General features: G+C 63.3%; 16 protein-coding genes and 3 tRNA genes. 5 read left to right on the forward strand and 14 right to left on the reverse strand.

What is annotated here, in order from left to right; genetic code table 11:
* Nucleotides 1-7: 7 nt before the first annotated feature.
* From pgsA to ACODS1_RS04055, 4 genes are all read left to right on the forward strand, one after another.
* Nucleotides 8-568, forward strand: a complete 561-nt coding sequence (gene pgsA, locus ACODS1_RS04040; RefSeq protein WP_322977841.1) for a CDP-diacylglycerol--glycerol-3-phosphate 3-phosphatidyltransferase — start codon at nt 8-10, stop codon at nt 566-568.
* Nucleotides 569-635: 67 nt separating this feature from the next.
* A tRNA-Gly gene (locus tag ACODS1_RS04045) sits at nt 636-711 on the forward strand.
* A gap of 38 nt (nt 712-749) precedes the next feature.
* Nucleotides 750-823 (forward strand) — tRNA-Cys (locus ACODS1_RS04050).
* A 119-nt stretch (nt 824-942) separates the two neighbouring features.
* Nucleotides 943-1029, forward strand: a tRNA-Leu gene (locus ACODS1_RS04055).
* 187 nt (nt 1030-1216) lie between these two features.
* Here the strand turns inward: ACODS1_RS04055 and ACODS1_RS04060 are convergent.
* The 3 genes from ACODS1_RS04060 to ACODS1_RS04070 all read right to left on the reverse strand — a co-directional run bounded on the left by ACODS1_RS04060 (nt 1217) and on the right by ACODS1_RS04070 (nt 4730).
* The gene (locus ACODS1_RS04060; protein ID WP_489084635.1) at nt 1217-2311 is read right to left on the reverse strand and encodes a type I restriction endonuclease; all 1095 of its coding nucleotides are present in this window, start codon (nt 2309-2311) and stop codon (nt 1217-1219) included.
* A gap of 161 nt (nt 2312-2472) precedes the next feature.
* A complete protein-coding gene (locus tag ACODS1_RS04065; protein ID WP_489084636.1) occupies nt 2473-3330 on the reverse strand; it encodes an SDR family NAD(P)-dependent oxidoreductase in 858 nt (285 codons plus the stop codon).
* Between the two features lie 11 nt (nt 3331-3341).
* Nucleotides 3342-4730, reverse strand: coding sequence for a flavin-containing monooxygenase (locus tag ACODS1_RS04070; protein ID WP_489084637.1), 1389 nt, complete (start codon nt 4728-4730; stop codon nt 3342-3344).
* Between the two features lie 174 nt (nt 4731-4904).
* Here ACODS1_RS04070 and ACODS1_RS04075 point away from each other — a divergent pair, with 174 nt between their 5' ends.
* On the forward strand, nt 4905-5954 hold the full coding sequence (locus ACODS1_RS04075) for an AraC family transcriptional regulator (RefSeq protein WP_489084638.1): 1050 nt from the start codon (nt 4905-4907) through the stop codon (nt 5952-5954).
* Between the two features lie 34 nt (nt 5955-5988).
* On the opposite strand, the gene ACODS1_RS04080 is transcribed toward ACODS1_RS04075, so the two are convergent.
* The 11 genes from ACODS1_RS04080 to ACODS1_RS04130 form a co-directional block, all read right to left on the reverse strand.
* Nucleotides 5989-6579 (reverse strand): biliverdin-producing heme oxygenase, encoded by a 591-nt coding sequence (locus ACODS1_RS04080; protein WP_489084639.1) that lies wholly within the window; start codon nt 6577-6579, stop codon nt 5989-5991.
* A 132-nt stretch (nt 6580-6711) separates the two neighbouring features.
* Complete coding sequence (locus ACODS1_RS04085) at nt 6712-8859, reverse strand: hypothetical protein (protein WP_489084640.1); 2148 nt, start codon at nt 8857-8859, stop codon at nt 6712-6714.
* A 111-nt stretch (nt 8860-8970) separates the two neighbouring features.
* Nucleotides 8971-10326, reverse strand: coding sequence for an efflux RND transporter periplasmic adaptor subunit (locus tag ACODS1_RS04090; RefSeq protein WP_489084641.1), 1356 nt, complete (start codon nt 10324-10326; stop codon nt 8971-8973).
* Complete coding sequence (locus tag ACODS1_RS04095; RefSeq protein WP_489084642.1) at nt 10323-11072, reverse strand: efflux RND transporter periplasmic adaptor subunit; 750 nt, start codon at nt 11070-11072, stop codon at nt 10323-10325. The genes ACODS1_RS04090 and ACODS1_RS04095 overlap by 4 nt, the downstream gene beginning before the upstream one ends.
* Nucleotides 11073-11184: 112 nt before the next feature.
* Nucleotides 11185-12891 (reverse strand): TolC family protein, encoded by a 1707-nt coding sequence (locus tag ACODS1_RS04100; RefSeq protein ID WP_489084643.1) that lies wholly within the window; start codon nt 12889-12891, stop codon nt 11185-11187.
* A gap of 23 nt (nt 12892-12914) precedes the next feature.
* A complete protein-coding gene (locus ACODS1_RS04105; RefSeq protein WP_489084644.1) occupies nt 12915-20834 on the reverse strand; it encodes a beta-propeller fold lactonase family protein in 7920 nt (2639 codons plus the stop codon).
* Between the two features lie 53 nt (nt 20835-20887).
* Nucleotides 20888-22531: a TadE/TadG family type IV pilus assembly protein gene (locus tag ACODS1_RS04110; protein WP_489084645.1), complete on the reverse strand. Its 1644-nt coding sequence runs from the start codon at nt 22529-22531 to the stop codon at nt 20888-20890.
* 138 nt (nt 22532-22669) lie between these two features.
* On the reverse strand, nt 22670-23074 hold the full coding sequence (locus tag ACODS1_RS04115) for a YbaN family protein (protein WP_489084646.1): 405 nt from the start codon (nt 23072-23074) through the stop codon (nt 22670-22672).
* A 170-nt stretch (nt 23075-23244) separates the two neighbouring features.
* Nucleotides 23245-23841 carry a TadE/TadG family type IV pilus assembly protein gene (locus tag ACODS1_RS04120; RefSeq protein WP_489084647.1) on the reverse strand — a complete coding sequence of 199 codons (597 nt, stop codon included), beginning with the start codon at nt 23839-23841 and terminating at the stop codon, nt 23245-23247.
* On the reverse strand, nt 23834-24352 hold the full coding sequence (locus ACODS1_RS04125; protein WP_489084648.1) for a TadE/TadG family type IV pilus assembly protein: 519 nt from the start codon (nt 24350-24352) through the stop codon (nt 23834-23836). Before ACODS1_RS04125 ends, ACODS1_RS04120 begins: the two co-directional genes overlap by 8 nt.
* A 3-nt stretch (nt 24353-24355) precedes the next feature.
* Complete coding sequence (locus ACODS1_RS04130) at nt 24356-25204, reverse strand: tetratricopeptide repeat protein (protein WP_489084649.1); 849 nt, start codon at nt 25202-25204, stop codon at nt 24356-24358.
* Nucleotides 25205-25213 lie beyond the last annotated feature (9 nt).

The following is a 25213-nucleotide window of genomic DNA, read 5'->3' on the forward strand; positions in this document are numbered from 1 at the left end:
TGTGCCGATGAATATCCCCAATCTGCTTACCGTGCTTCGGGTTCTACTGATCCCCGTCTTCATCCTGCTGTTCTACATGCCATTCTCGTGGAGCTACTGGGCCGCCAGCATGGTCTTCGCCATCGCCGCTGCCACCGACTGGCTCGACGGCTACCTGGCGCGCCGCTGGGAGCAGAGCACGCCTTTTGGCGCGTTCCTCGATCCGGTGGCCGACAAGCTGATGGTGGCGGTTGCCCTGGTGCTACTGGTGGCCGAACACTCCAACCTGTGGCTGACCCTGGCTGCGGTCGTCATCATTGGCCGCGAGATCGTGGTATCAGCGCTGCGTGAATGGATGGCAGAGCTGGGCGCCCGTGCCCATGTGGCCGTTTCCAATCTTGGCAAGTGGAAAACGGCGGCGCAGATGCTGGCGTTGGTCATCCTGCTCGGCAATCCGCCGGTATTCACCTTCTGGGTGGTGCTCGGATACATCCTGCTGGTTGTCGCCGCCGTGCTGACATTGTGGTCGATGCTGCAGTACCTGCTGGCTGCCTGGCCTCATCTGAGCACCACCTCGGAAAAGAAATAAGTATTTTTGAATCAAAGGGTTGACGGCAGATTTCGAATCTATAGAATGGCGCCCGTCGACAAGACAAGCGGGAATAGCTCAGTTGGTAGAGCACGACCTTGCCAAGGTCGGGGTCGCGAGTTCGAGTCTCGTTTCCCGCTCCAGTTTTAAACGAATCGCCAAGGCGGTTCGTGCGATCAAAGGCTGAGTTGCAGAGTGGTTATGCACCGGATTGCAAATCCGTGAACGCCGGTTCGATTCCGACCTCAGCCTCCAATAGAAAGCCTCGTAGATCAGTGATTTACGAGGCTTTTTTCATTCTCCCTGGCATATCCCCAGATGCCTTGCGAGGACGCGGAGGGCTGTATATAGTCCGCCCTTCGCACAGCGCTACCGCCCGAATGGCGAAATCGGTAGACGCAGGAGACTTAAAATCTCTCGCTCGCAAGGGCGTGCCGGTTCGAGTCCGGCTTCGGGCACCATTGACATGTTTTCAGATGTTCCCGCATGACTCTGAAACCCAAGCAAACCGGCCTTTTTAGCCGGTTTTTTGTGCCTGTATATTCCCGCATGCCTCCCTACATATACTCATTTTAGGTATGCGTTTGGGTATATGTAGGCTTGATTGCGGGTCGTATTACGTCGCTTTTTTGAAAAATTAGGTTTTCCCTATTCGGGGGCGTCATATGACTTGGCGGTCGCTCTCAACGCATCAGCATGAGAGAAAATGTCATCCAGCGATTCGATGGGGTGGCGGGTTTCGTTCTTATCGGCATCGAACGTCCCGAGGTATTTCTGTGTGCGGTTGAAGTGTAGGCGGGCTATGGGCTTGCGGTTGTTGTCGTCCAGTAGAATACCGAAGTAGCTCTGCGTATCGCGGGCAGCAATGCGCTTGACGTCGACCTCGGCTCGTACGATGGCCTTGACGATGGTGTAGCCCTCGATCTCTTCGGCAGTGGTTACGATCCGATCTTTTTCCTCAGCCTCGTCCTGTGGCTTGGCCGCTGGTTGTTCAGCTTGAGCCTGGGCCACAAGGATCTGCTGAGAGCTTCCGGTAATTGCAGACTTGAGGCGCTCGTTAATCTGATCACTCAGAAACTGGGAAGCAGCCTTTCGAGTGAGCAGGGCGAATTGGTCGCGCACCTTTTGGGTGATGATCCCCTCGTACACGCGGGAGGCGAAGAAGCGAACGAAGTCTTCATCCGGCTGGCTGAATTGAGAGGCGAGGACACGCTTGATCTGGCCAACGTACTTGAGCTCGCCAGCCGCACTGATGATCGAGTCGACATCGAATGCGGACTTTGTAAGCTTCTGGAGTTCCGGGATGGCATGGTCGTCGATCTCCAAGAGATCCAGTTCGAGGAACGGCTTCTCGTCCATCTTGTTCGGAGCGTCCAGGTCTGTGAAGAATTTGTAGACTTGACCATTAGTCAGGATGGAAATCCTCGCGTTCGTCACATGGAAGTAGCGGAACAGCTGGCTGGCGTGATTGATGTTCAACGCCTCGCCAATCTTTTTGCTCTCGATGAGTATCTGGATTTCGCCGTCTTTCAGGATGGCATAGTCGACTTTTTCGCCTTTCTTTGTGCCTACATCTGCGGTGAATTCTGGAACGACCTCAAGCGGATTGAACACGTCGTAGCCCAAAACCGACTGGATGAAGGGCATGACGATTGCAGTCTTGGTCGCTTCCTCTGTCTGGATGGCAGATTTCTGTTGGCGGATCTTGGCGGCCATGCTGGCCAGCTTTTCTTCGAACTCCATGACTCCCTCCCATGGGATTTCCTTTCTGCGAATACCGCAGATAAATGGGGACGTCGCTTGTTCGCCCCCAGATTTACCCTGGAGCATAGACGGATGTAGCCTCAGTGCCATCACTGTTCAGAATCGTCGTTTCTCAGATTCCCTTGCCCTGATGTAGGCAATCACCCCTTACTCACCAGGCTCCACTTACCATCCTTGCGCTCGGCCAGCCCCTGCGCTTCCAGATTCTGCAGGTAGCGCTGCAGGCCGCGTTCGCCGCGGGCCTGGAAAAACGGCAGTAGGCGTGGCAGCAGGTTGGGGAAGAGCATCGCCAGTTTGGTCAGCCAGAGCTCGCTACGCCTGGGGGCGCTTTCCAGGGTCGGTTTGTCGAGCAGACGCAAGATGGTGCGTACGACGTCTTCCGGTGACTGCGGCGGATCCATGAATTGCAGGGCGTTGCCGCCATCTATCGCTTCCTGGCGCAGCATCGGCGTATCGGTGGCCGAGGGCAGCACGCAGGATACCTGGATGCCCCGTGGTGCCAGTTCCAGCGCCAGTGCCAGCATCGCGCCGCGCAGGCCGAATTTGCTGGCGCTGTAGATGGGGCTTTCCATGGTCGGGAAGATGCCGGCAATCGATACGGTGGTGACCAGCCGGGCATTGCTGGAGGCTTCGAGCAAGCCGATGGCCTGACGTGTCAGGAGCAGCGGTGCGAGCAGGTTGACGTCCAGCTCCTGGCGAATACTGGCGTTGCTGCGCGTCGCGAAGGCCTCCACGCGCACGATGGCGGCGTTATTGATCAGCACGTCGAGACGGCCGAAGCGTTCACCGATGAAGGCGATCAGCCCATCGATCTGCTGCTCATCGGTGAGGTCGATGGCGAAGGGGATGGCGCGCTCGCCGAGGCTGCTGCACAGGGTCTGGAGGCGCGACGCATCGCGATCCGCGAGGATCAGTTGTACATCGCGCTTGATCAGGTGCTGGCACAGGCATTGGCCGATACCACCGGCTGCGCCGGTGATGAGGATGATTTCGCTCATGTGGGGCTCGCTCAGGAAGCTTTCGACAGAGGGACGGCGACGTAGCCGGGTTGCTGGCGAACCGGGCTGAAGTAGCCTTCGTCCAGGTCACACCAACCCATGCGCCGACGCAGGCGCTGCATGTACTTCTTCAGGGCATGGACTTCCAGGTAGACCTCGTGGCGTTGCGACTGCACGAAGCGAATGCCGCCGGAGAGATCAGGCTCGTCATGCTCGATGAGTGCCTGGAACTCTCGCGCCATGCTCGGGCGCCTCAGCTGATCGGCCAGATGACAGGCGATCAGGTGGGCTTCGTTGTCGAATAGCTTGTAGGCACTGGAGTTGGTTTCCAGGTAACCGATGCCGAACAGGTTGTGATGCTGGCGACTGAAGATGGACAGGTACATCTGCGGACGTCCGCCTTTCCACTCGAAGTAGTCGGTGGCGTAGCGGCAGCTCCACTTGTAGCCGGTGGCGTAGAGCACCAGATCGAGGGTTTCACGGCTGCCGTCTTTGAACACCACCTGATCGCCGGCGAAGTGCGAGACATCCGGGCGTGCCTGGATGTCGCCGTGCTGCAGGTAGTGCAGCAACTGGCTGTTGAGCAGCGGGTGACTTTCGAACAGCTTGTGATCCGGTTTGGGCAGGCCGAAGCGGGTCAGGTCACCATTGACCAGGCGCAGCAGGCCGCCGAAGACCAGGCGTGTCAGCCACATGGGCAGTTGCGGCCCCTTTTCGCCGACTTCGTCTGCGGGCAGGCCGAAGATGTGCTTGGGAATGAAGTGATAGCCACGGCGCAGGCTGATGAAGGCCTTGTCGGCATTGGCGGCTGCGTCACAGGCGATATCGGCGCCGGAATTGCCCGCGCCCACGATCATCACGCGCTTGCCCTTGAATTCCTCGGGGTGGCGGTAGGTGACCGAGTGGCGGATCTCGCCGCTGAAATGTCCCTTGATTTCCGGCATGTTCGGATCCCAGTTGCAGCCGGTGGCGCAGACCAGCGCCAGGTAGCGGCGCCGCTCGCCGTTGCTCAGGGTGACGATCCAGCGCCCGTCTTCATCCTTGTCGACGCGCTCGACAGGCGTATTGAAACGCACCTTGTCATAGAGGCCGAAGGCGAGGGCGAAGGAGCGCAGGTACTCGAGGATCTGCCGGTTGCTCGGGTAGTCCGGGAAGTGCTTGGGCATCGGGTAGTCGAGAAAGCCGGAGAGGTCGCGCGAGGAGATGAAGTGCGCGGACTCGTACATCGGCGTGCCGGGGTTTTCCAGATCCCAGACGCCACCGAAGTCGCTGTGGCGCTCGAATTGTTCGTAGTCCAGGCCCTGGCGCTTGAGGGCGCGGGCCATGCACAGGCCGCCTGGGCCGCCGCCGATGATGCAGATACGGTCGCCACAGTCCTGGTAAGGGATATCGCTGGGCATGCAAGTCTCCGTGGAGGGGTTGGTCGATGACACCACGGTATCGCCAGTTGCACGGTCTGATCAGGGCAATGGCGGACAGCAAAGGGGGCCGAAACGGTCAGTTGATGAGTCCTTTGTATGCAGGCGTGTGCAGACGCGTTAACGTCCGAAAAAATGCCGCGAACGACTGCCCGCATGAAAACCACCGGTGACCCGCGTTTTTCCAACGCTTCGGCTCCAGCCCATATCTCGCGCATGCTGATGCGCATCGTCCACGAGCGCCAGGGTGACGCCGAGCGCCTCTGCCTGGGGCTTGGCTTCGCGGCGGCGGATCTGGCTAGGCCTGGTTTTCGCTTGTCGCATCGGCAGAATTACCTGCTGGTACGGCGCATTCTGGCCCAGTTCGGCGACGATGGCCTGGGGCTGGAAGTCGGCGCCCGGCAGAGCAGCGTCTCGCTCGGCCTGGTGGGGCTGGGCATGCAGGCCAGCGCCAGCATCGGTGCGGCGCTGGAGCTGGGCTTGCATTACCAACGCCATGCCGGCGCAATGCTCGATTACGCCCAGGAGGTCGAAGGTGAGATCGCCCGTGTGGTGCTGACACCACGCTTTTACGAGCCTGATGTCGCGGCCTTCTATGTCGAGGAAGCGTTCGCCAGCTCCTTGAGCGTCGTTCGCCATCTCAGTGGAGCTCGCCTGACGCCGCGGCGGCTATGTCTGGATTATCCACGCCCGCCCCATGGCGAGCGCTACGAAGCATTGTTCGGGTGCCCGGTACATTTCGGCGAGCCACTCAGCGCCATCGAGTTCGACTGCGCCTGGCTGTCGATACCCCTGGCCACCCAGGACGAGGCCGTGGCGGCTGAAGTGACCGAGCTGCTCAAGGAGGCGCGCTGGCTCGACCAGGAGCGTTCGGAGCTGATCGAAGGTTTGCAGCGAGAGGTACGCAAGCACCTCGACGCGCCGCCGCCTCTGGCGCAACTGGCCGCCCAGCTCAATATCAGCGAGCGCACACTGCGCAGGCGGATCGAATCAGCCGGCCTGAGTTACCAGTTGATCATCGACGAAGTGCGCCGGGCGAGGGCTCTTACGCTGCTGGGGCATGACGATCTTTCACTGGCCGAGGTGGCATTCCAGACGGGGTTCAGCGACGTGCGCAACTTCCGCCGGGCCTTCAAGCGCTGGACCGGTATCGGCCCGCGTGAGGCGCGCAAGGGCCTGTTGCAGCAGTTGGCGGAATGGGCCTAGGCGCTCTGGCGCCCAAGCCCAAGAGTGAAATGGCTCAGGCAGGGAAGATTTCACGCAGAGTGGCACGGTAGAAGTCGAAAGCGTCGAGCGCCCCCTGGATGGCTTCGTTGCGCTGCGTATCAGTCAGATCCAGACCGTCGAGCAGGGTGACGAACTGGCGCCAGTGCAGGGCGCGACCATCCGGGTGCGCTGCCAGGTGCCGGGCACCTTTCTCGCCATCCAGACCGATCTTCTGGGTTTGCTTGAACAGGAAGGCCGCGCCGAGGTTCGAGCCCTCCGCGCAGTAGAGCCAGCCGAGGGCGGCGCAGGGGCTGGAGGGACGAACCGGTTGTGGCTCGGTCGGTACCGGCAAGCCGAGGTCGACGAGATCGGCGCAGACGGCCTCGAAGCGCGGCAGCTCCTGCAGGCCTGGCAAGAGTTGGTTGAGTTCTGCGTCCTGGTACAGCCAGTTGATGACGCCATGGAAACGGTGCTGTAAGCGCAGGAAGTAGGCATAGCGTTCGTTGCTTTCGAACGGACGCGAGCCCATCACCAGGTTATCGACACTGTCGTGGTCACGCGTGGTGCCGGCTTTCAGGCGCTTGCTCAGGGGCAGCTCGGGGAGGTTCTGGACGATGGCGTTCATCTTGGCGATACCAGGGGAGAAATGACTGGCCGATGATGGAGGTCGTGGCAATTAGGAACAATTCTCAGATCATTAAGAATGCTTAAGGCTCCGAGTGGTCCGTGTATTTCCGAGACGCGGCCGCTTGATCGGTCAGAAGGCTGACTCACGGATCAATACGGCCATCGTCCAGCGCCAGGCCTGCAGCAGCGGGCTGCGCGCTTCGGCGGTGATGCTGGCCGTACCGCGCAGGGTCTGCGGGACAGCCGTGCCGCCATCCTGGGGGCGCAGCAGCACGCGATACAACGCCTGCTCCGGCACCGGCACGCGTTGCTCATCGAGCTGGCTGGCGATGCTGCCCTGGTACACCGATGCCAGCTCTGGTGCCGAAGTGAGCTTGCGTACCGCCGTCTGGCCGATGTCCTCGATGACTAGAGAGCGGCTCGGGCGGCCAGGATCCTCCGGCAGGAACCAGGCCCCGCCACCGAGCTGCAGGCGCTCACGATCACTCTCGCCAACAAAGGCCTCGATGAGTTCGCCATCGGTGCCGGCCACGGTTCCCAACCACTCGCCGGCGGGCAGCCATTCACCCTCCTGCAGGGGCTGGGCCAGGTCGGCTAGCACACCTGCGAAGGGGGTACGAACCTGCAACTGTGCCAGGCGCTGGCGCAGGGCATCGCGGCGTTCCAATGCCACCTGCAATTCCCGCTGGGCAACGGCCTGACGGGCAGCATCCTCGGCGGCGCGCAGTTGCAGGCTGCTTTGCCGGCGCAGCAATTCGATTTCCCGCTCCAGGCTGGTCAATTCGTGTTCGAGGTCGGGCGCCTGCAGGCGCAGCACGATCTGCCCTGCTGCGACTGACTGACCGGGCTCGACCTCAATGGCCTGCAGGCGCGCACCGACCGGCGTAAGCAGTAAAGCCTGCTGCTCTGCGCGCAGCAGCGCAGGCGCCTCGACGTGACCCCGCCAGGGCAGGGCCGCCAGTAGCAGCAGGGCCAGCAGCACGCTGGCGCTGATCAGGGTGTTGCGGTTCATGCGGTAGTCCTTGCGGCGTTGGTGCCAGTGGCGCAGTTCGCCCCAGATCGGGCGCAGGATGAAGTGGACGATCTCCACGGCGAACAGCAGCAAACCCAGCAACTTGAACGCGAAGTGGTAGACCAATAAGGCGATGCCGAGAAACAGAAAGAAGCGGTACACCCAGGTGGCGAAGGCATAGCCCAGCAGAACGCGTCGCAGCCAGGGCTCGACGTGTTCCGGTGGCGTGTCGCCGAAGCCGAACAGGGTTTCGCGCAGGCGCCAGCGCGCCAGTTCGAAGGCACGCTCCTGCAGGTTGGGCACGTCGATCAGGTCGGAGAACAGGAAGTAGCCGTCGAAGCGCATCAGCGGGTTCAGGTTGACCGCCAGGGTGAGAATCCAGGTGGTGCTGGCCAGCATGAAGGCAGCGCTGCGCAGCATGCCGTCGGGCAGAAAGCTCCAGGCTAGGGTGGCCCAAGCTGCCAGACACAGTTCCACGCCCATGCCGGCGGCGCCGATGGCCAGGCGCTGCCGGCGCTGGGTCAGGCGCCAAGCGCCGCTGGCGTCGGTGTAGAGCACCGGCCACAGCACCAGGAAGGCCACACCCATGGTCGGTACGCGGCAGCCGTAGCGCTTGCAGGTATACGCATGGCCGAACTCGTGCAGCACCTTGGTCAGGCTCAGGGTGATGGCCGCTAACGCCGCGCCTTCCAGGCTGAAGAAGTGCAGGAAGGTGTGCACGAACGTGTCCCACTGGCGCGCCGCCAGGTACAGGCCGAGCAGGGCGGCCAGCACCGTAGCGAGTGCGAAACCACGGCCAAAGAACCTCGCCACCAGCGGGTAGGTGCGCGTCAGGAAGGCGTCCGGGCGCAGCAGCGGTATGCGGATCGACAGGTAGTTGCTCAGTAGCCACGAAGCCCAACTGCCGCCCTTGCCGGCCTCGGCGCGACGACGCAGATCGGCAATGGCTTTTTCACCCTCGACCTCCACCAGTTGCACGTTGCGCAAAAACTGCACGAAGCCTTCCACGTCTTCCTTGGTCAGGGTCAGCGTCGTTTCTCGGTTGATGGCGGTGACCACGGCATCTGCGCTACCCAATTCCCAGCGCGCAAGAATCTCCGCTTCGGCCCAGCCGATCCGGTAGAAACGGCTGCGGGCATGGTCTTCCAGCGTCCAGGTTGGCGAGCCATCGCGCGAACGTGGGCCGGGGTGCAGGCGTAGGGTACGGCGTAGCGCTGGCAGCGGTTGCGGGCGAGATTGGCCGGGCAGGGTGGCGGCGAGCGTCATGGGTGGGTGTTCGACGGGATTCGAGGTTGCAGGGGTTCGCGGCTTGGGATGCGCTGCGCTCGTAGGAGCGGCTTCAGCCGCGAAATGTTGGCGCGTTGCTTCAGCATGCTGCTACCAGCCCAGGTAGACGCGCAGGGCGGCCAGCGGCCGGCGCATCACGTAGTTGAACAGCAGAGTGCGCTGACCGTAGAGCTTGGCGGTGCCCTTGAGGCCCACACGGATGCGCGAATCCTGCTCGGCAAAGGTGGCGTCAAGGCGGTAAGCCATGCTGCCGTCGGCTGCCGGGGCGGCACGGTAGCCATGGCGATGCAGGCTGGCTTGCAACGGGCTGCCAGGCTGGCTGTTGAGGAACAGCAGGATCTCGGCGCCGGGTTCCAGGGCGATGGCATCAGCCACCGGCAGGTGGATTTCCAGGCGCGCGTCGTGCGGGTCGGCAACCTGCATGATGCGCTCGCCGAGCGATACCGGGCGGCCGATCCAGTCGCTGGGATCATCGAAAATCGCCACGCCATCGCGTGGCGCCAGAATCAGCGAGCGTTGCAGATTGTCTTGCAGGTAGTCGACATCGGCGCGGGCCTGGTCACGGCGGGTGATCAGCTCAGCCAGGGCCGCCTTGGCGCGTTCATCGAACAATGCCTGCTGGCGCGTCTGACGCAGTTGCGCGTCGGCAGCGGCCAGGCTCTGGCGCGCCGATTCCAGACGGTTTTCCAGTTCGCGTTTGTCCAACTGCACCAGCGGGTCGCCGGTTTTCACGATCTGGTTCGGCTGTACCCGCATGCCTTCCACCACGGCCTGCAGCGGCGCGCGTAATACGGCGGGTTCACGCGGAACGATTTCCGCAGGTGCCAGCACGCTTTGCCGGACAGGCAGCAGGGCCAGGGCGACCAGCGCCGCCACAGCGACCAGCGCCACGCGACGCGGACGTTTGCGCAGCCAGCCGATACCCTTGCTGCGCTTGCCTCCAGCCACGCCGGCCCAGGCGTGGGCGTAAGCGTCCTGGAGGAGTTCCAGCAACGCGCGCTCGGAGCGTGCCAGTGGCTGTTCACGGCTGAGCAACAGGCAGCCGAGCAGCTCACCGTCGCGACGCCGTAGCGGCACCCACACCAGGTATTCGGCGAGGTATTCGTGCCACTCGCTGTGGTTTTCTGGCGCGGTATCCGTTGCGCTGAGTTCGCGCAGTTCGGCAGCCCAGGGTTGTCGTTGCCAGACCTGGCAGAGCCTGCGCAGAAACAACATGAAGGGCGCATTCGCCTCGACCTGAGCCAGGCCCGAGCAGGTCGTGATGCGATCCTCGGCGGCATGCCAGAGTAGCCCCTCGCGGTAGTCGAACAATTGGCGGCTGTCGTTGACCATGAGGAACGCCAGGCCAAGCAGGTCGGCTTCGGCGCGGGCACGGCGCTCCAGTTGCAGCAGCAAGGCCAGGCGTTCGGCACGTTTGTCGCGCAGCGGCGTCACAGTGGCATTCACGAACCGTCTCCGGGTGGTTGCAGGCGGGCCACGCCGCTCATGCCCGGCAGCAGCCCAGCGGTTTCACCGGTGATACGGGCGAAAACCTTGAGCGACTGACTCAACGGGTCGATGGCTGCACCGAGGCGTTCGATCTGCGCGGGATAGTCCTGGCCGGTTTCATCCAGGCGTACCTGGAAGTCGACACCGGGCTTGAGCCAGGACAGCCAGCTCGACGGCACGATCAGTTCCAACTGGTAGGCGCTGTCGTCGTAGATGGCCAACAGCTCGGTGCCTTCGGCAACATGCTGGAAGCGCTGCACCATGCGCTGCGAGACGCGCCCAGAGAAGGGCGCCTCCAGGTTGCAACGTGCCAGCATGGCGCGGCCTACGCCGCTTTCCGCCTGGGCCACGGCCAGGTCGGCCTGGGCTTGAGCGACTTCGGCCTGGCTGATGGACTCTAGCGCGTCGAGGCGCTTGGCCACGTTGAGTTTCTTCTGCGCACCGCTCTGGGCGGCTTCGCTGCGGGTCAGTTGGGCGCGTTGCACCGAGCAGTCGAAACCAACCAGGCGCTGACCCTGCTTGAACGCATCGCCTTCCTTGACCGCCAGCTCGGTGAGCTTGCCGGCCAGTTCGCTGGACAGCACGGTCTGGCGGATCGGGCTGAGTTGCACGCGCAGCTCGCCGCTTTCCTCGGCATGGGCCATGTCCGCTGCGGTGGCGATCAGGATCGCCAGTACCGCTTGCCAGTTGCGGGGCAAACGCATGGCCGTGGCTGTAGGAGCGGCTTCAGCCGCGAGCCGATGGGCATCGAGGCGGCCTTTTTCGCGGATGAATCCGCTCCTACAAAAACCTTTCAGGCGATTGCCCAGGGTTGGCTTAACGGTCACGGATGCTCTCCACGGGCACCAGCTCGGCGCCACGTAGCGAACCGAGGCTTTCCCACATATCCAGACGCAGAACCTTGGGCTGCGTTGCCTCAGCCTTGGCGATCAGGGGCGTGGCTGGCGTTGGGGAGGTAACCAGAGGCGTCGCAACGCCATGAGCGACCTGCTGGGCGACGGCGATACCGGCCGATACGGTTCCCTGGCCCTGATCCAGGCGCTGAGCATTGCCGACGATGGCGCGGGTCAGCTCATCGACGCTGCTGCCGGCGATCTTTTCTGGCAGCGGATCGAGGCCCGCTGCCTGGTAAACGGCGCCATGGGCGACCTGCAATTCGGCGAAGGCGCGGTCACGGGTACGGGTAGCGAGCACGGTTTCAGTCGCGGTGCGCACGCGCTCCAGGCGGCTTTGTGCCTGGCTGGAGTAGGCGCTTTCGCTCTGCCGCAGAATGCCGCGCTGCACCTGCTGCAGTTCGTTGGAGCGGGCAAACACCTGGCTGGAGCGCTGGAATTCGCGCCAGGCCACGTTGACCTGGGTCAGCACGGCCATGCGCATGGCCTGGCGACGCAGCTCGGCGACCTGCTGGCGGGCTTCGCCGGATTTCTTCACCGCCGGGTAGGCGAGTACGTTGAACAGGTTCCAACTGACCTGCAGGCCTGCATCGGCCCAGTTGTCGTTGACCAGGTAGCTGTTGCTGTCGTAGTTGCTGCCGACGAACAGGTTGGCGCCCGGCAGCAGCTTGAGCATGGCCGCGCGCGTTTCCAGTACGGCGTTGCGGGCCTGATAGCTCTCGCTGCGAATTTCCGGGCGCTGGGTCATGGAGGTGACTTCCAGATCGGCCAGGTTATAGGCCAGACTCGGCTCTACGTAGCTGGCCTCGCTGGGCAGCACCAGGCTGAACTGGGTTGCCGGCGGTAGGTTCATCAGGCTGGCCAGGCGGGTTTTGGCCACCGCCAGTTCGCCTTCGACCACTTCCAGTTGGCGGATCATCTCCAGCAGGCTCTTTTGGTAGCGTAGCGACTCCAGCGGCGCGACCAGGCGCTGACGCTCGGTCTGCTTGGCCTGTTCCAGGGCGCCGCGGGCGTCGGCCAGTGCACGCAGCACTTCCGGCTGCAGGCGCTCGGCGCTGGCAGCCTGCCAGTAGGCTTCACGCACCTGTTGGATGACGTCGGCAACCACCTTGCGCCGCGCTTCCTCGGCGGCCAGCACCTTGTTGGCCTGGGCCTTGGCGCTGAAGTAGCTGACGCCGAAATCGAGCACGTTCCACGACAGACGCAGGTTGGCATCGCGGCTGTAACGGTCGCTGCTGGTGGATGGCTCCAGGGACTCACGACCGCTGGTGACCGACTCGCTGGACGAACCTGCGACGTTGTCGCGGCCTTTCCAGCCAGCGCTGGCGGCCAGTTGCGGCAGTAGGTTGAGATTGCTGACGCTCAGGGTGTTGTCTTCCAGCGCGCGCTGCATCAGGCCCAGGCGCTGTTGCAGGTTGTACTTCACGGCGCGGGCCATGGCTTCTTCCAGGCTAATGGCGCGGGTTACCGGCTCTTGCGCATCGAACATGGCGCGGTGATCGCTCTGCGCCTCGGCCAGTTGCTGCTCGGGGGTGAGTGCCTCGGGCGTCACGGCACAGGCGGACAAGCCCAGCGCGGCACAGGCGATGGCCAGGCGCAGGGAAGAGCGGTTGAGGGCGGTGCGGTTCATCGATGAAAAATCCTTGGCAGTATTCAGGCAATGTGTCGGGTGGCGGCGGCTGGCTCTGCGGCCAGGTCGCTCAGTTGGTCGAGCAGGTCGAGCGCCTCGCTGAGCAGCGCGCTGGAGGTGTCCTGGCGCAGGCGTTCTGGCAGCGATTCGACTTGTGCTGTCGGTACCTGTGGTGCCGCGCGCTCGGCATTGGCCGGCGCCTGGGTGACACGCACTTCCACGGGGGTGCGTTGCTCCTTGCCCTCGGCATCGCGGCTGATCAGGGTCAGGCGCAGTACGCCGTCACGCGGCAGACGTTCGCGGTCGATACGCAGCTCGCCGCTGCGCGCATCGAAGCGGGCCCAGCTCGGCAGCGGTAGGCCATTGGCCAGGGTGACACGCTGGGCGCTGGCACCATCTGCCGTTGCAACCGGCAGGCGGAGTTCGATGCTGCGACTAGCGGGGTTCTGGTTCAGGTCGACGTCGCGGCGCAGGGTCGTGCCATCGAAGCTGAAGCTGCTTGCCGTGGCCTGCAGGCCGCTGTCGGTGAGCACACCATCGGAGTTGGCCAGTTGCTCGCTGAGCGAGCCGTGGCCATCAGCCAGGCCACTGCCTTGGCTGCTCTGCAGCAAGGCTTGCGCCGGTGATGGCGGTGGCGTCAGGGCTGCGGTTTCGATCAGGTCGCTGGCCGGCGCATCGCCGTATTCAAACAGCGGCGCATTCAGTGCCGGGCCGCCGAAACTGGCGGGTGTCAGGGCGCTTGCCTGTTGCTGGAAGCCACTGCTGGGAATTGGGGCTACGGTATCACCAGCGGTTTGTGTCGGCGGCTGGGCCACCGTCAGGCTCAGGGTGAGAGTGGCCGTCGCGCCATGCGGGTCCGTAGCGATAAGGGTGATGACATGGTTGCCCACTACATCCGGCGCGGTACCGGACAGGGTGCGGGTGTCGGCATCGAAGCTGAGCCACTCTGGCAGGTTGCTGATCGTCCAGGTCAGCTCGCTGTCGTTGGCGTCGTTGAACAGGTTCTCCGCCAGGGTGACTTCATAGGCCTGGCCGGTGTTGACGCTGCTCAGGGCAAACGACCCGCTGGCCACTGGCACTGCATTGACCACTTCGAGGGTCAACGTCATCTCCGCTTCACCGCCCCTGCCATCACTGACCTTGAGCGTCAGCTCATGGCTACCCATCGCTTGCACGGTGCCAGACAGGGTTCGCGTCAGCGGGTCGAAGCTCAGGCCTGTGGGCAGACCGTCGATAACCCAGGTCAGGATGTCATTGTCAGCATCGCTGAACAGGTCAGCGGGCAATTGAACGCTGTAGCGCTGCCCGGCAGTGGCCTCTACCAGGCTGAAGTTGCCAGCGTTGGCAATAGGGGCAGCGTTACTTTCCAGGTTAACGGTGGCCTGCTCGGAGAAGCTACTGCGGGTGCTGTAGTCATCCTCGATGACCCGCAGGCCGATGGTGCGGGTGCCCTCGGGGGCAGTGCTTTCGCTGGCGTAGGACAGGCTGTCGATCAGTGCCTGAGTCTGTTGCGGCGTGCCGGAGCCTTCCGGCAGGAAGAGATCGATGACCACCGTGTCGCCGTCTGCGTACAGGTTATAGGGCTGGCCCGATGGCAGGGTTTGCACACCCTTGCCAATCTGGCTGCTCAGATCACGGATTTGCTCATTCCCGATGCCGAGCACGTCGCCTGCAGCACTTCCGCCCAGGATCACCTGCACCTTCCAGATACCCTGACCGGTTTCTACCGTGTCGACATGGGTGTTCTCGAACAGCCTGACCGGCTCGCCACCTGCGCTGTAGGTCGGATTCAGGGGCGAGGTGCTGACCACGGCAGGATCATTGATACCTCGCAAGGTCACACTGGCGTCGAGCTGTGCCTGGTTGTTATCGCCGTCGTCGAAAACGATCCTGAAGCTAGCGTTGCTGCCAGCCCGCTCAGGGTCGTTGCTGCTGGAGCTATAGGCCACCTGGCGCAATACGAGCTGAGCGTCGGCCTGGCTGACACCGGCAAGGAAGCTGATGGTCAGCGTGCCATTGGCTTCGACGAAAGTGGCAATCGCGCGGGTGCCTTTCCAGATTGTGCCGTCATCCTTCAGTTCCAGGCCGTTGCCGGCGAGGAAGCTGAATGCATCGCCCGACTGGGCGCCGCCTTCACGCGTGATCACCAAGCTGGCGCCTTGGTAGTCGCCGGTGGTATCGAGCTGTGGGTCGCTCAGAGTGCCGCCGGGAAGGATGGCGACGGCTTCGCCATCTTCCGTGAAGGTGAGGGAGGCGGGTTTCAGGTCGATGACCAGCACACCCTCGTTCCAACCGGACTGGACGAAAATGCCGGTCAGATAGAGCTGCGTGCCATCGGGGCTGAGCGTCGCATGGCGGATCTCGTTGAAGGTGGTACCCGCGAAGTTGGCGTAATCACCAAAGCCCTCGACTTTCTGTACCAAGGTGAGGGCACCGTCTTCGCCGCGGCTATAGAGGAACACGCCGTAGCTGTTCCAGCTCTCGCTACTGCCCAGGTTGCCAATTACCAGCAGGGTCTTGCCATCTGGCGAAACGATGACGTCTTTGACACTGATGTCGTCGCCAGAGCCCAGCTCAAGGGTAGCAGCGGCGGTCAGATTGCCGTCTGTTCCGACATCAAGCACGTGCAGCAACGCGTTGTTATCGATCACGTAGAGCGTTTTGCCGTCGGCCGACAGGGCGAGTGCTGAGGCGTAGTGGCCGAACTCAGAAACATCGGTGCCGGCTACCGCCTGCCTGAAACTCAGCGAACCGTCGGTGGCGATGCTGAACACACTGACCAGCGTGTTCCCGCCGGAGGTGGCGACGTACAGGGTACGGCCATCGGGCGACAGGCTGATGGCGTTGGCCCCATCCAACTGCATGCCGCTGTCGCCGGCATCTTCGAGCGTCTGCTCCAGCGTCAGGTTGTTATCGTTGCGGGTGAACACCAACAGCTTGCTATCGGCCGTCACATAGACCTTGTCGCCCTGGGCCACGACATCGCTGACCAGGCCGATGTCGGCACCAAAGGTGCCGAGTTGCTGCAGGTCGGCTGCGTTGAACAGGGCGATGCCGTCGGAGCCGATCAGATAGAGGGTGCCGCCATCCGTCGAGACATGCAGGGTCGCTATGCCCGTCAACCCACTGACTGCCTGGGTTTCGAGCAGTTGCAATGTTCCATCCGCAGCGCGCTGGTAGACGGAGAGGGTATTGATGGCGACTTCCGAGCCGGTCTGGGTTGCTTCGTCGTACACCCAATCGCTGCTCGAGCGAACCACATAGACCTTGTCACCGATGGCCGTGATGCCCTGGACGCCCTGCAACAGGTTGTTGCCATTGTCATCAAGCTGGGTGAGCAGGTCTGCGTAGTCGAGTGCGCCGACATCTGCCCCCAACGAAGGCAACTGGCGTTGGTCGCGCACGGTGACGCTGGCGCTGATTCCCGGTTCGATCTGGTCGCTGGTATCACTCAGGCTGGCCAGGGTGATGGTGACGGTGCCTGCGCTGACGGTATCGGCCAGCGCCTGATAGGCGATGCCGTCGATCAGCGTGGCGGCGTCTTGCGCGGAAGCCGAGCCAGCGAGGCTGACACGAACACGAGTCCCGCCAGTGTCGACCTCGACCACGTACGCGTAACCATTGGCGCTGGTCTGGCCGCTACCGGCCTGCAGGACAACGGTGCTGCCATCGATGATCAAGGCCTGGTCGGTACCGCTGCGATCCACGCTGATGATCAGTTCGGACAATACCTCACCATCCTCACCGAGGCTGACCGAGACCTGCTCGAACAGGTCGACCTGGCCGGGCAGGCTGCTACCGCCGATGGTGATGGAAGTGGTGTTGCCATTGGCCGACAGCACGGGTTCAGGGGCGCTCAAGAGCAGAACCAGGGTGGTATCGCTGCTCTTGCCGCCATCGTCGACGCTCAGCTTCAGCTCGACGCGCGCTGGCGCTTCAGCGCTGTCGTTACGGTAGGTGACCTGTTGCAGCACCTGGTTGGCCGTCGCCTTGTCGACTGCGGCGATGAAGCGGATGGTCAGCTTGCCGTCGGTGCTGCTGAACTCGGCGATGGCAGTGCCGTTCTGCTGAATCTGGTTATTGACCAGAGTCAGGCCTGAGCCGTCCTTGAATCCAAACAGGTCGTTCACCGAAGCGCTGCCGCTACGGCTGATGGTCAGTTCGGCGCCCTGATAGCTGCCTGCTGCATCGAAGTCCACATCGGCGAAGCTGACCCCTTCGGCGAACGGTGTGCTCGCGCGATTGGCGACAGAAGAGGCGGTGGGCAATGCGGACAGAATCGCCACACCGGTGGTGAACTGGCTGCGGCCGGTGTAGAGGTTCAGGCCATCGGGCGTGACGGCGATCTGGTTGCTGCGGGCGCCGACGTTCAGGCTACTGACGAAGGCCACGGCGCCCGTGACGCTATCGCGGCTGAGTACAGCCAGAACGCCACCGTTGAAGCCGACATACAGGGCGGAGCCATCGCTGGACATGGCAATCTCGCGGATCGCCAGGGTACTCACGTACGAGTAGAGCGACAGGGTGCCGGCATAGGTCAGGCTGCCGTCCGCTGCGTCACGGCTGAAGACCGTCAGGGTCGCTTGCTGGCCCGAGCCGACGTAGACGTACTTGCCATCCGGGGAGATGACGATGTCCTGCAGCTCCAGCAGGTAGCGGTTGTCGCTGGGTTGGGCAGCGCTATCGGCATCGGCGGTGATCGTGCTGGCGTTGATGAAACCGACGTAAGTCAGCGCGCCGCTGTCGGTGTCACGGCTGAATACCGTGAGCATGCTGTTGCTGCGGTTGCTGACGTAGACCGACGTGCCATCGGGCGAGACGACGATGCCGGTCGGCGCGTTCATGCCCAGATCTGCCGAGCCGCCCTGGTAAGCCCCCAGGTAGGTGAGGGCGCCACTTTGCGCATCGATGGCAAACTGAGCCAGCACGGATTTGCCGGTGGCGCCGTCGATGGTGGTGACACCGTTGATGGTGTACAGCGATTTGCCATCTGCCGAGATCACGATCTCGGAAACCTGCGCATCCAGACCCGTGACACCGTCGACGCCCTGGGTGGCGACAATGCCGGCATAGGCGTATTCACCCGTATTGGCATCGTAGGTGAAACGCACCAGGGAGTAGGCTCCGGCATTGCCGGTGTGGCCGGCGAGATAGAGGTTGTCGCCATGCATCGCCAGAGTGCTGATGGCGCTGAGGCCGTTGGCCTCGATGGCCACGGTATCCGGGTTATCGCTGGCGCCCTGGGTAAAGGTTTGCACCAGGGTCAGCGCGCCAGTGCTGGTGTCGCGCGAATAGATGCGTAGGTAGCTGGTGCCGCTGGCGTTGTCGCCGGTGCTGCCGCTGATGACCAGCGTCTTGCCATCGGCGGACAGCAGCATGTCGGTGACGCGATCAGCGTAGCCGCTGAGCGTACCGTCGGCGTAATAGAGAGTAGGGTTCGGCTCGCTGGTATCGGTCTGCCATTGCGGTGCATTGTTGATGGCCAGTTCGATGCTGGCGCTGATGCCAGGCTCGCCGGTGTCGTCGCCCCCACCGGCACTGCCGCCGCTGTCACGAACGCTGGCCAGGGTGAAGGTGCGCGTGCCGGTGGTGGCAGCGCGGGTGTCGTTGACGTAGCCAATCCCGTTGACCAAGGTCTGCGCCGTCGCCGAGTTGATGCCGCCGCTGTCGATGACCAGCGTGGCGCTGTCGCCCGTGCGCGTGTAGGTGTAGCTGTAGGCGCCGGCGCTGCCGCTGGACGACTGCGACAGGTCGATGCGCGTGCCGGAGATGATGATGAATTCGTTGGCGACATCGTTCAGCCCGTCGATGCTCAGGGTCAGTTGGATGATCGACTGACCGACTTCACCGGTACGAATGGTGGTGTCCCTGAACAAGGTGACGAGAGTGCCGGTGGTGTCGTAGGGCGCGGTGATAGCCGAACTGGTGTTCAGCTCCGGTGCCGTGTTTTGCGTCAGTAGTACATCCAGGCCTATGAGCTGGCTGTCCACCTGGCCGTCGTTGACGCGTAGCTGCAGCGTCACCACGCTGCCATTGGCATCCGAACCTTCGTTGGCATAGGTCACCTGGCGCAGGACGGCGTTGGCGTCATCGCGGCTGGTACCGGCCTGGAAGGTGATGATCAACGTGCCGCCACTCTGGGTGAAGCTGGCGATGACCTCGCCGGACTTGAGTATTTCACCGTTGGCCAGTGTCAGACCGTTGCCATCGGCGAAGCCGAACACGTCATTGGCCGAGGCACCGCCCGCCCGCTCGATCAGCAAGCTGCCACCGCCGTAGTCACCGCTGCCACCAGCCAAGCGGTCGAAGTTGGCGTCGCTCAGACTCAGGTCGCTGGCCAGGGTGATCGCTTCGCCCCGGATCAGCGTCTGGATCGAGGAGAAGCGGCTCAGGCCGTTACCGGAAATTACGATGGATTGGCCGTCAGGCGCGACGGCGATCTCCTGGCCATTGGTCGGGCTGCTGAGCGTGCCCTGGCTGGTCAGGCTGCCATTGCTGGCGACGCTGTAGAGGTGCACGGTGCCATTGCTGGCAGCCACGAAAAGGCGGTCGCCATCGGCATCGAGCGAGAGGCTGCCGACGGCGATGCCGCTGATCGCATTGACCTGAGTGAGTTGATTGTCCGTACCCAACTGGTAGAGGGTGACACCGCTGGCACTGCCCACGTACAGGTAGCGACCATCGGCGGAGGCCACCAGATCGGTACCGGCCGCGCTGATATTGAGGCTGTCGACCAGGCTCAGGGTGCCCGAGGCGCTGCGCTGGTACACCGACAGGCTGGGCGGTGTCACGATACCGGTCCCGGCATAGGTCACGTAGACGTAGTCACCGGAGGTGGTGACGATCCCGCTACGCCCATCGAGGCGCTGGAGCTGTGTCAGCGCGCCGCTATCGGTATCACGGCTGTAAACGTAGAGGCCGTTCCACTGGCTGCCGACGAACAGCTGCGTGCCGTCATCGGAGATGGCGAGACTACCGGTGACGGAGTCGCCGACAGCAATGGTGGCATTACGGCTCAACGTACCATCGGCATCGACGCTGAGCAGCACCAGGTTGCCGTTGCCGGAGGCGGTATACACCGACTTGCCGTCCGGGCTCACCACCATGTGCGTGACCGTGCCGAGATCCTGGATGCCGGTCAGGGTCTGCTTCAGGATCAGGCTGCCAGTCTCGCTGACGTCGAACACGCTGATGCTGCTGTTCGAGCCGGCTGCATAGACGTACTTGCCGTCGGCGGAGTAAGCCACTTCGGTGGAGGCCGCCAGTACTCCGGCGTTCAGAGCCTCGGCCTCTTTCAGTACGTCGCCGGAAATCACCGGCGGCACATTGACCTGGCTGTCGATCTCGACCGTGGCCTTGATGGCGCTCAGGTCGGTGGTCTGGCCGCCGTCATCGCTCAGGCTGTGCAGGGTGATGGTAACGGTACCGCTGGCGACGGACTTGTCGAGAGCCTGGTAGGAGAGGGTGTCGATCAGGGTCGCGACACTGGCCGGATCAGGATCAAAGGCGTTGAGCGATAGAGTGATGGTCGTGGTCGTGCCGGAGACGCTCACCTCATAGAGGTAACCGCTGTCGTTGGCCCGCGTGGTGCCACTGCCAGCGACCAGCTCGATGGTCTTGCCATCGATGACCAGCGCCTGGTCGCTGCCCGTGCGGTCGACAGTGATCACCAGGTTGGCCAGCTCGTCCAGTCCACCGCCGGTTTCCTGGGAGACATCGACGCTACGGAACAGATCCACCGGTGGGAAGCTGGTCGTACTGTCGGTAATGGTGAGTGTGCTGTGAACCGGCGTGGCCTCGACGCCAGGGGCATCGGCGGTCGCTGGTGCCTCGGCTTGCGCCGCCACTTCCGCCGCAGTGGTAACCGCTGCGGCATCGAGCAGGATGCGCGGCTCCAGGGCCAGTGCGCGGAAAAAGCGTTGCGAAGGCTTGCGTGGGGTCATGGCAGTCTTCCGGGACAGTGAGCGTTGAAATGAGATGAGATGCAGCGCCCGTGCTATTCGACGAGACGGACGTAGGCACTCTGCTGGCGGATGTCGTCGAGGATCTGATCCAGGCGATCCTGAAGCTGTCCTTCGGCGGCGACGAAGTCGAAGCCGGGCATGTAGGTGATGTCGCCGGCCTGTTCCGCGCAGCGGGCCAGGCCTGGCCCGGCCAGACGCTTGAAGTCCGAGGCACCATCGACCGTGCCTTCGGCCAGGAGGTCGTTATCAGGGATCTCGTCCTGGCCGATGGCGATCAGGAAGAAACGCAGCTTGCGTTCACGCAGGGAGTCGCATAACTGAGCGAAGCGTTGCGTCCTGAGGCTGGTGTTTTCACCATCGGTGCCGGTTTCCCCGTCGATGGCCTGGCCGACGTAGGCGTTGTAGCTGTCGCTGTCGAACCAGCGCTGGTCTGTGGTGTTGACCAGCATGACGATGGCCTTGTAGCTGTCGCCGCCATCGTCCTTGAAGTCCTTGGGCAGATCGTCCGGCAGGTTCCAGCCGCTGTTACCACGGAACGCAGGCGCGAGGGCCATGGCACTCCAGCCCATGGCGATGGCGTAGTTGGTGTTGAAGCGGGTGGACATCTGGTCAAGGCGTTCCTCGATCTTGTCCAGGTCGTTGGTCAGGGGCAGCAGGGGAGCTGATGGGCAGCCGCGGTCGGCGACCATCCAGCGCGTGTCGTTGACGCCTGCCGCCTGGCCGAAGAGCGGGTTCGGGCCGATCCAGCGGATCGGGTTCGCACCTGGGCTGCCGTTCTCCGGCAGGTCGTGACGGTAGTAGATGCGGAACTGGCCACCCGGCGCCTCGTCCCAATGGTAGTTCTCGCCGCGATTCAGACCACGGTAGAGGCACAGCAGGTTGGCGCGGCGATCCGGGATACGACGGTCATGCAGACCGGCATAGCCGGAGCGGAACAACGAGGTCAACTCGATCGGGCGCAAGGCCGCTGCCATGGACCAACTGTTGAGGCGCTGCATGTGGCTGGCACTGGGGCCGGCCGGCGTACGCGTGTCGGGGTTGGTGTAGTCGGGCGAGACATTCACCGCCTGGCTGTAAGGCACCAGGGCCAGCCAGGCATCCTCGCGATCCTTCACCAGCTTTTCAGCGAAACGCTTGCCCAGGCGACGCAGCACCGCAAGGTTGGCTGCGTTTTCTGAACCGCTATTGGGCAGAGTCAGCGCCACTTCCAGGGCGCTGGGCTGCACCTCGACGGTCGAGTGGATGCTGATGTCACGCGGCTCGCCGCCAAGGAACTCTGGGCTGGCCTGGAACGTGACCTGCACCTGGTAGCGGATTCGGCCTTGCTCATCCTTTGTCTGGCTGAGCGCCAGGCTGTCTTCATCGATCTGTTCGGCGAGGGTGCTGTCGAGGCCCAGGTTGTTGATGACGTAGCCATAGGCGAGCTTGCGCAGTTGTTCCTCGCTCTTGTCGCCGCTGAGCACGCGCTCCTGGCCGATGGCGAGCGCGGCGGCATCGGTGGCCCGTTTCACCTGCGCGGCGCTGTTGGTCATGCGGCTGGTGTCGAGCGAATAGGCGGTAGCCAGCAGCGCGCCACCGATGGCCAGTGCCATGAATGGCGCGACGCTGCCGCGTTGCCGGTGAGCGCGGAGCATGGGCGCGGCGTGACGGTGGAAGAGGGTGGGCCATGCGCGCATCGGGATCTTGCCTTTCTCTGGAATGCCCGACAGGAAGCAGTGGGCTCGGAGCGGCAAAGATAAGAATTATTCCTAATCGCGAGCAATGCTCGTTTCATTAAGAATGCTTAAGGGAGCGCATGCGCTCGAAGCGAGGCGTCAAGCCAGCGGGCGTTCTGTCGGCAATGACTCAGGTCGTGACCAGATCCAACAGGCGCCGCAGAACATGCCACCGCCCGCAGTGAGCAGCAGCCACAGCGGCGGCTCATGCCACAGCAGTAGGGCGAAGCAGGCGAGCATGCCGAGGCTGGCGTAGAGCTTGTGGCGGCGGGCTATCACGCCGCCCCGTGTCCAGTTGTTGAGCATCGGGCCGAACAGGCGATGCTCGTGCAGCCAGCGATTCAGGCGTGGTGAACTCTTGCTGGAAGCCCAGGCCGCGAGCAGGACGAACTCGGTAGCCGGCAGACCCGGCAGGACGAGGCCGAGCAGGGCGAGGCCCAGGCTCAGGTAGGCCAGTACCAGGTAACAAAGACGTTTGGCGGGGCTAAGGGCAGGTGTCTGCATGAGTCGTGATAGATCGGCTGGTACGGAACGGTTCGCGCTGGGAGCGCAGCATAGGGGCGATACGGCACATGCCTCGTGCCGTGCTCAAGTAGAAGGCGCAGGCGTGCCTGAGGCAAGTTAAGAGGGCTTCATCTTTGCGGAAAACTACCGATACGAGCGGCATGCGGGCATCAGCTGTCTTCGTCCTCCAGGCCGACTTCCTCGCGTAACGGCGCATCCAGTTCGATGTCGCTGTAGCTCATGCGGGCGAAGGAAATGGTCTGGATATCCTTGCTCGCCAGCAGGGCGCTGCTCAGCGCCAGGGTGTCACTGTTGCGGCACAGTTGCACGACCACGATCGAGGTGCCGGACGTACTGTCCTCATCATCCTCGTCGTCACTGCTGTTGGCAGGCAGTTCCTCCGGCAGTTCGCCGGTATAGCGGTCACCGCTGAACAGCTCCGGGCAAAGGCCTTCGGCATTACCGCGATAGAGCGGCTTCCAGGGCATGCGGCGGTCGAGCATCACGCGGCTGATGACCATCTGGTAGTCACCCAGTACGCCCGGCGCCGCGCTTTGCTCGGTGAGTGCCTGCAGGCCGTCCTTGTCCAGGCGGTTCTGCATGGCCAGCGTGCTGGCCACCGTATGGGCGGACTGTTCCATGTAGGCGCGCGCCAGGTTGATGTTGTACAGGTCGGCGATCACCAGCGCGCTGCCGATCAGCAAGGGCAGCGTCAGGGCGCTCTCGATCAGGGCATTGCCGCGCTGCTTGCGGCGCAGGTCATTCATCGTCGTCCTCCTCGTCGGTGTCGCTGGTGAGGCTGCCCAGTAACTGGCGGTACTGGTACTGGAAGGCATCACCAAGACCGAACAGGGCCGGCAGTGGTGTCATGAAGGTCTGGGTCAGGTCGACGGTGACACTGAGCACGGGTGGCGAGTGGTCTACGGCGTCCTTTTCCTCGTCCGCCGCACCACCGGCGAAGCGGCGCAGGTTGTCGAAGGCCAGCACATCGACCTCGAAGTTGTCCTCGGTGAGAAAACCGTAGGACGAGTCGATCAGCCGCTGTTCGATGGCCGCCTGCAGCACATCGGGCGTCTGTGCGTAGAAGGCGCGCTCCTGGCGGAAGTCCTGCAGGGCGCGCTCCAGCGCGAGGTTGCCGACGCCGATCATCAGGCTGATACGGGCCAGTTCGAACAACATCATCACGCCGAACAGCAACACCGGCAGGATCAGCGCGGTCTCCACGGCGGTCACGCCTTGCTGTTCGTGCAGCAGGCGGTGCAAGCGAGTGGGCTGCATGGCTCAGTTCTGCTCGCTAAGGGCCAACGGTTGCTGGCTGGCCGCCAGCAGCTCGCTGGCCAGCGGCGCCCCGGCATTGACCCGGGCACGGGCGGTACGGAACTGCTCGATGATCCGCCCGGCGTACTCCGGCTGCAGGCTTTCCAGCAGCACAGCCTGGGCGGTGTCGTCGTGACCGGCGAACACGTAGGCCAGCGCCAGGTTCAACTGCAGGGAGATATCGCCCTGGCCGCGTGACTGGTTGAGCAGGCCGATGGCCTTGCTGCTGTCGCCGCTGGCCAGCCAGGACAGTGCCAGGTTGTTCAGCGCCGGCGCGAAGCCCGGGTTGATCTCCAGCGCCTTCTCGAATTGCCGGCGGGCGTCGTCATCGCGGTTTTGCAGGTTGTAGGCCACGCCCAGGCCATTGAGTGCCGGCAGGTTGCCCGGCTCGGCATCGATGGCGCACTGGAAATCACGCTCGGCGAAGCCAGCCTGACCGAGGGCCAGGCGCGCACGGCCCAGGCCTGTACACAGCGCCACGCGCTGCGCATCTGGCAGCGCCTGGATGTTACCGCCGAGTGCGTCACGGGCGCGTTGGTACAGCGGCAACACTTCCTGAGCTGGGCGTACGGCTGCGGCGACACTGGCGTATTCCAGCATATAGCTGTTCTTTAGCTGGCCACGCTCGTCCATGCGCGCATAGACCTCGTAGGCCGCCTGGAAGCGCTGGTTGTCGCGCAGGGTGTGAGCCAGGCGCAAGGCTTCAGCGGCTTCCTGATCCAGTTTCGGTTGGGTCAGCGGCGCAAGGCTGGCGCAGCCGCTTAACGTCAGGGCCAGGAGTAGGGGCAGTAAGGCAGTGCGGTAGGCAGGCATAAAGAGGTC

Source organism: Pseudomonas sp. FG29, assembly GCF_057809355.1.

Bases quoted from the DNA above. Each gene is read 5' to 3' on its own strand.
- ACODS1_RS04120 (WP_489084647.1), bottom strand. From the start codon at position 23,841: ATGAATGACCTGCGCCGCAAGCAGCGCGGCAATGCCCTGATCGAGAGC.
- ACODS1_RS04125 (WP_489084648.1), bottom strand. From the start codon at position 24,352: ATGCAGCCCACTCGCTTGCACCGCCTGCTGCACGAACAGCAAGGCGTG.
- ACODS1_RS04080 (WP_489084639.1), bottom strand. From the start codon at position 6,579: ATGAACGCCATCGTCCAGAACCTCCCCGAGCTGCCCCTGAGCAAGCGC.
- ACODS1_RS04065 (WP_489084636.1), bottom strand. From the start codon at position 3,330: ATGAGCGAAATCATCCTCATCACCGGCGCAGCCGGTGGTATCGGCCAA.
- ACODS1_RS04100 (WP_489084643.1), bottom strand. From the start codon at position 12,891: ATGAACCGCACCGCCCTCAACCGCTCTTCCCTGCGCCTGGCCATCGCC.
- ACODS1_RS04130 (WP_489084649.1), bottom strand. From the start codon at position 25,204: ATGCCTGCCTACCGCACTGCCTTACTGCCCCTACTCCTGGCCCTGACG.
- ACODS1_RS04095 (WP_489084642.1), bottom strand. From the start codon at position 11,072: ATGCGTTTGCCCCGCAACTGGCAAGCGGTACTGGCGATCCTGATCGCC.
- ACODS1_RS04070 (WP_489084637.1), bottom strand. From the start codon at position 4,730: ATGCCCAGCGATATCCCTTACCAGGACTGTGGCGACCGTATCTGCATC.
- ACODS1_RS04115 (WP_489084646.1), bottom strand. From the start codon at position 23,074: ATGCAGACACCTGCCCTTAGCCCCGCCAAACGTCTTTGTTACCTGGTA.
- ACODS1_RS04075 (WP_489084638.1), top strand. From the start codon at position 4,905: ATGAAAACCACCGGTGACCCGCGTTTTTCCAACGCTTCGGCTCCAGCC.
- ACODS1_RS04105 (WP_489084644.1), bottom strand. From the start codon at position 20,834: ATGACCCCACGCAAGCCTTCGCAACGCTTTTTCCGCGCACTGGCCCTG.
- pgsA (WP_322977841.1), top strand. From the start codon at position 8: ATGAATATCCCCAATCTGCTTACCGTGCTTCGGGTTCTACTGATCCCC.
- ACODS1_RS04060 (WP_489084635.1), bottom strand. From the start codon at position 2,311: ATGGAGTTCGAAGAAAAGCTGGCCAGCATGGCCGCCAAGATCCGCCAA.
- ACODS1_RS04110 (WP_489084645.1), bottom strand. From the start codon at position 22,531: ATGCGCGCATGGCCCACCCTCTTCCACCGTCACGCCGCGCCCATGCTC.
- ACODS1_RS04085 (WP_489084640.1), bottom strand. From the start codon at position 8,859: ATGACGCTCGCCGCCACCCTGCCCGGCCAATCTCGCCCGCAACCGCTG.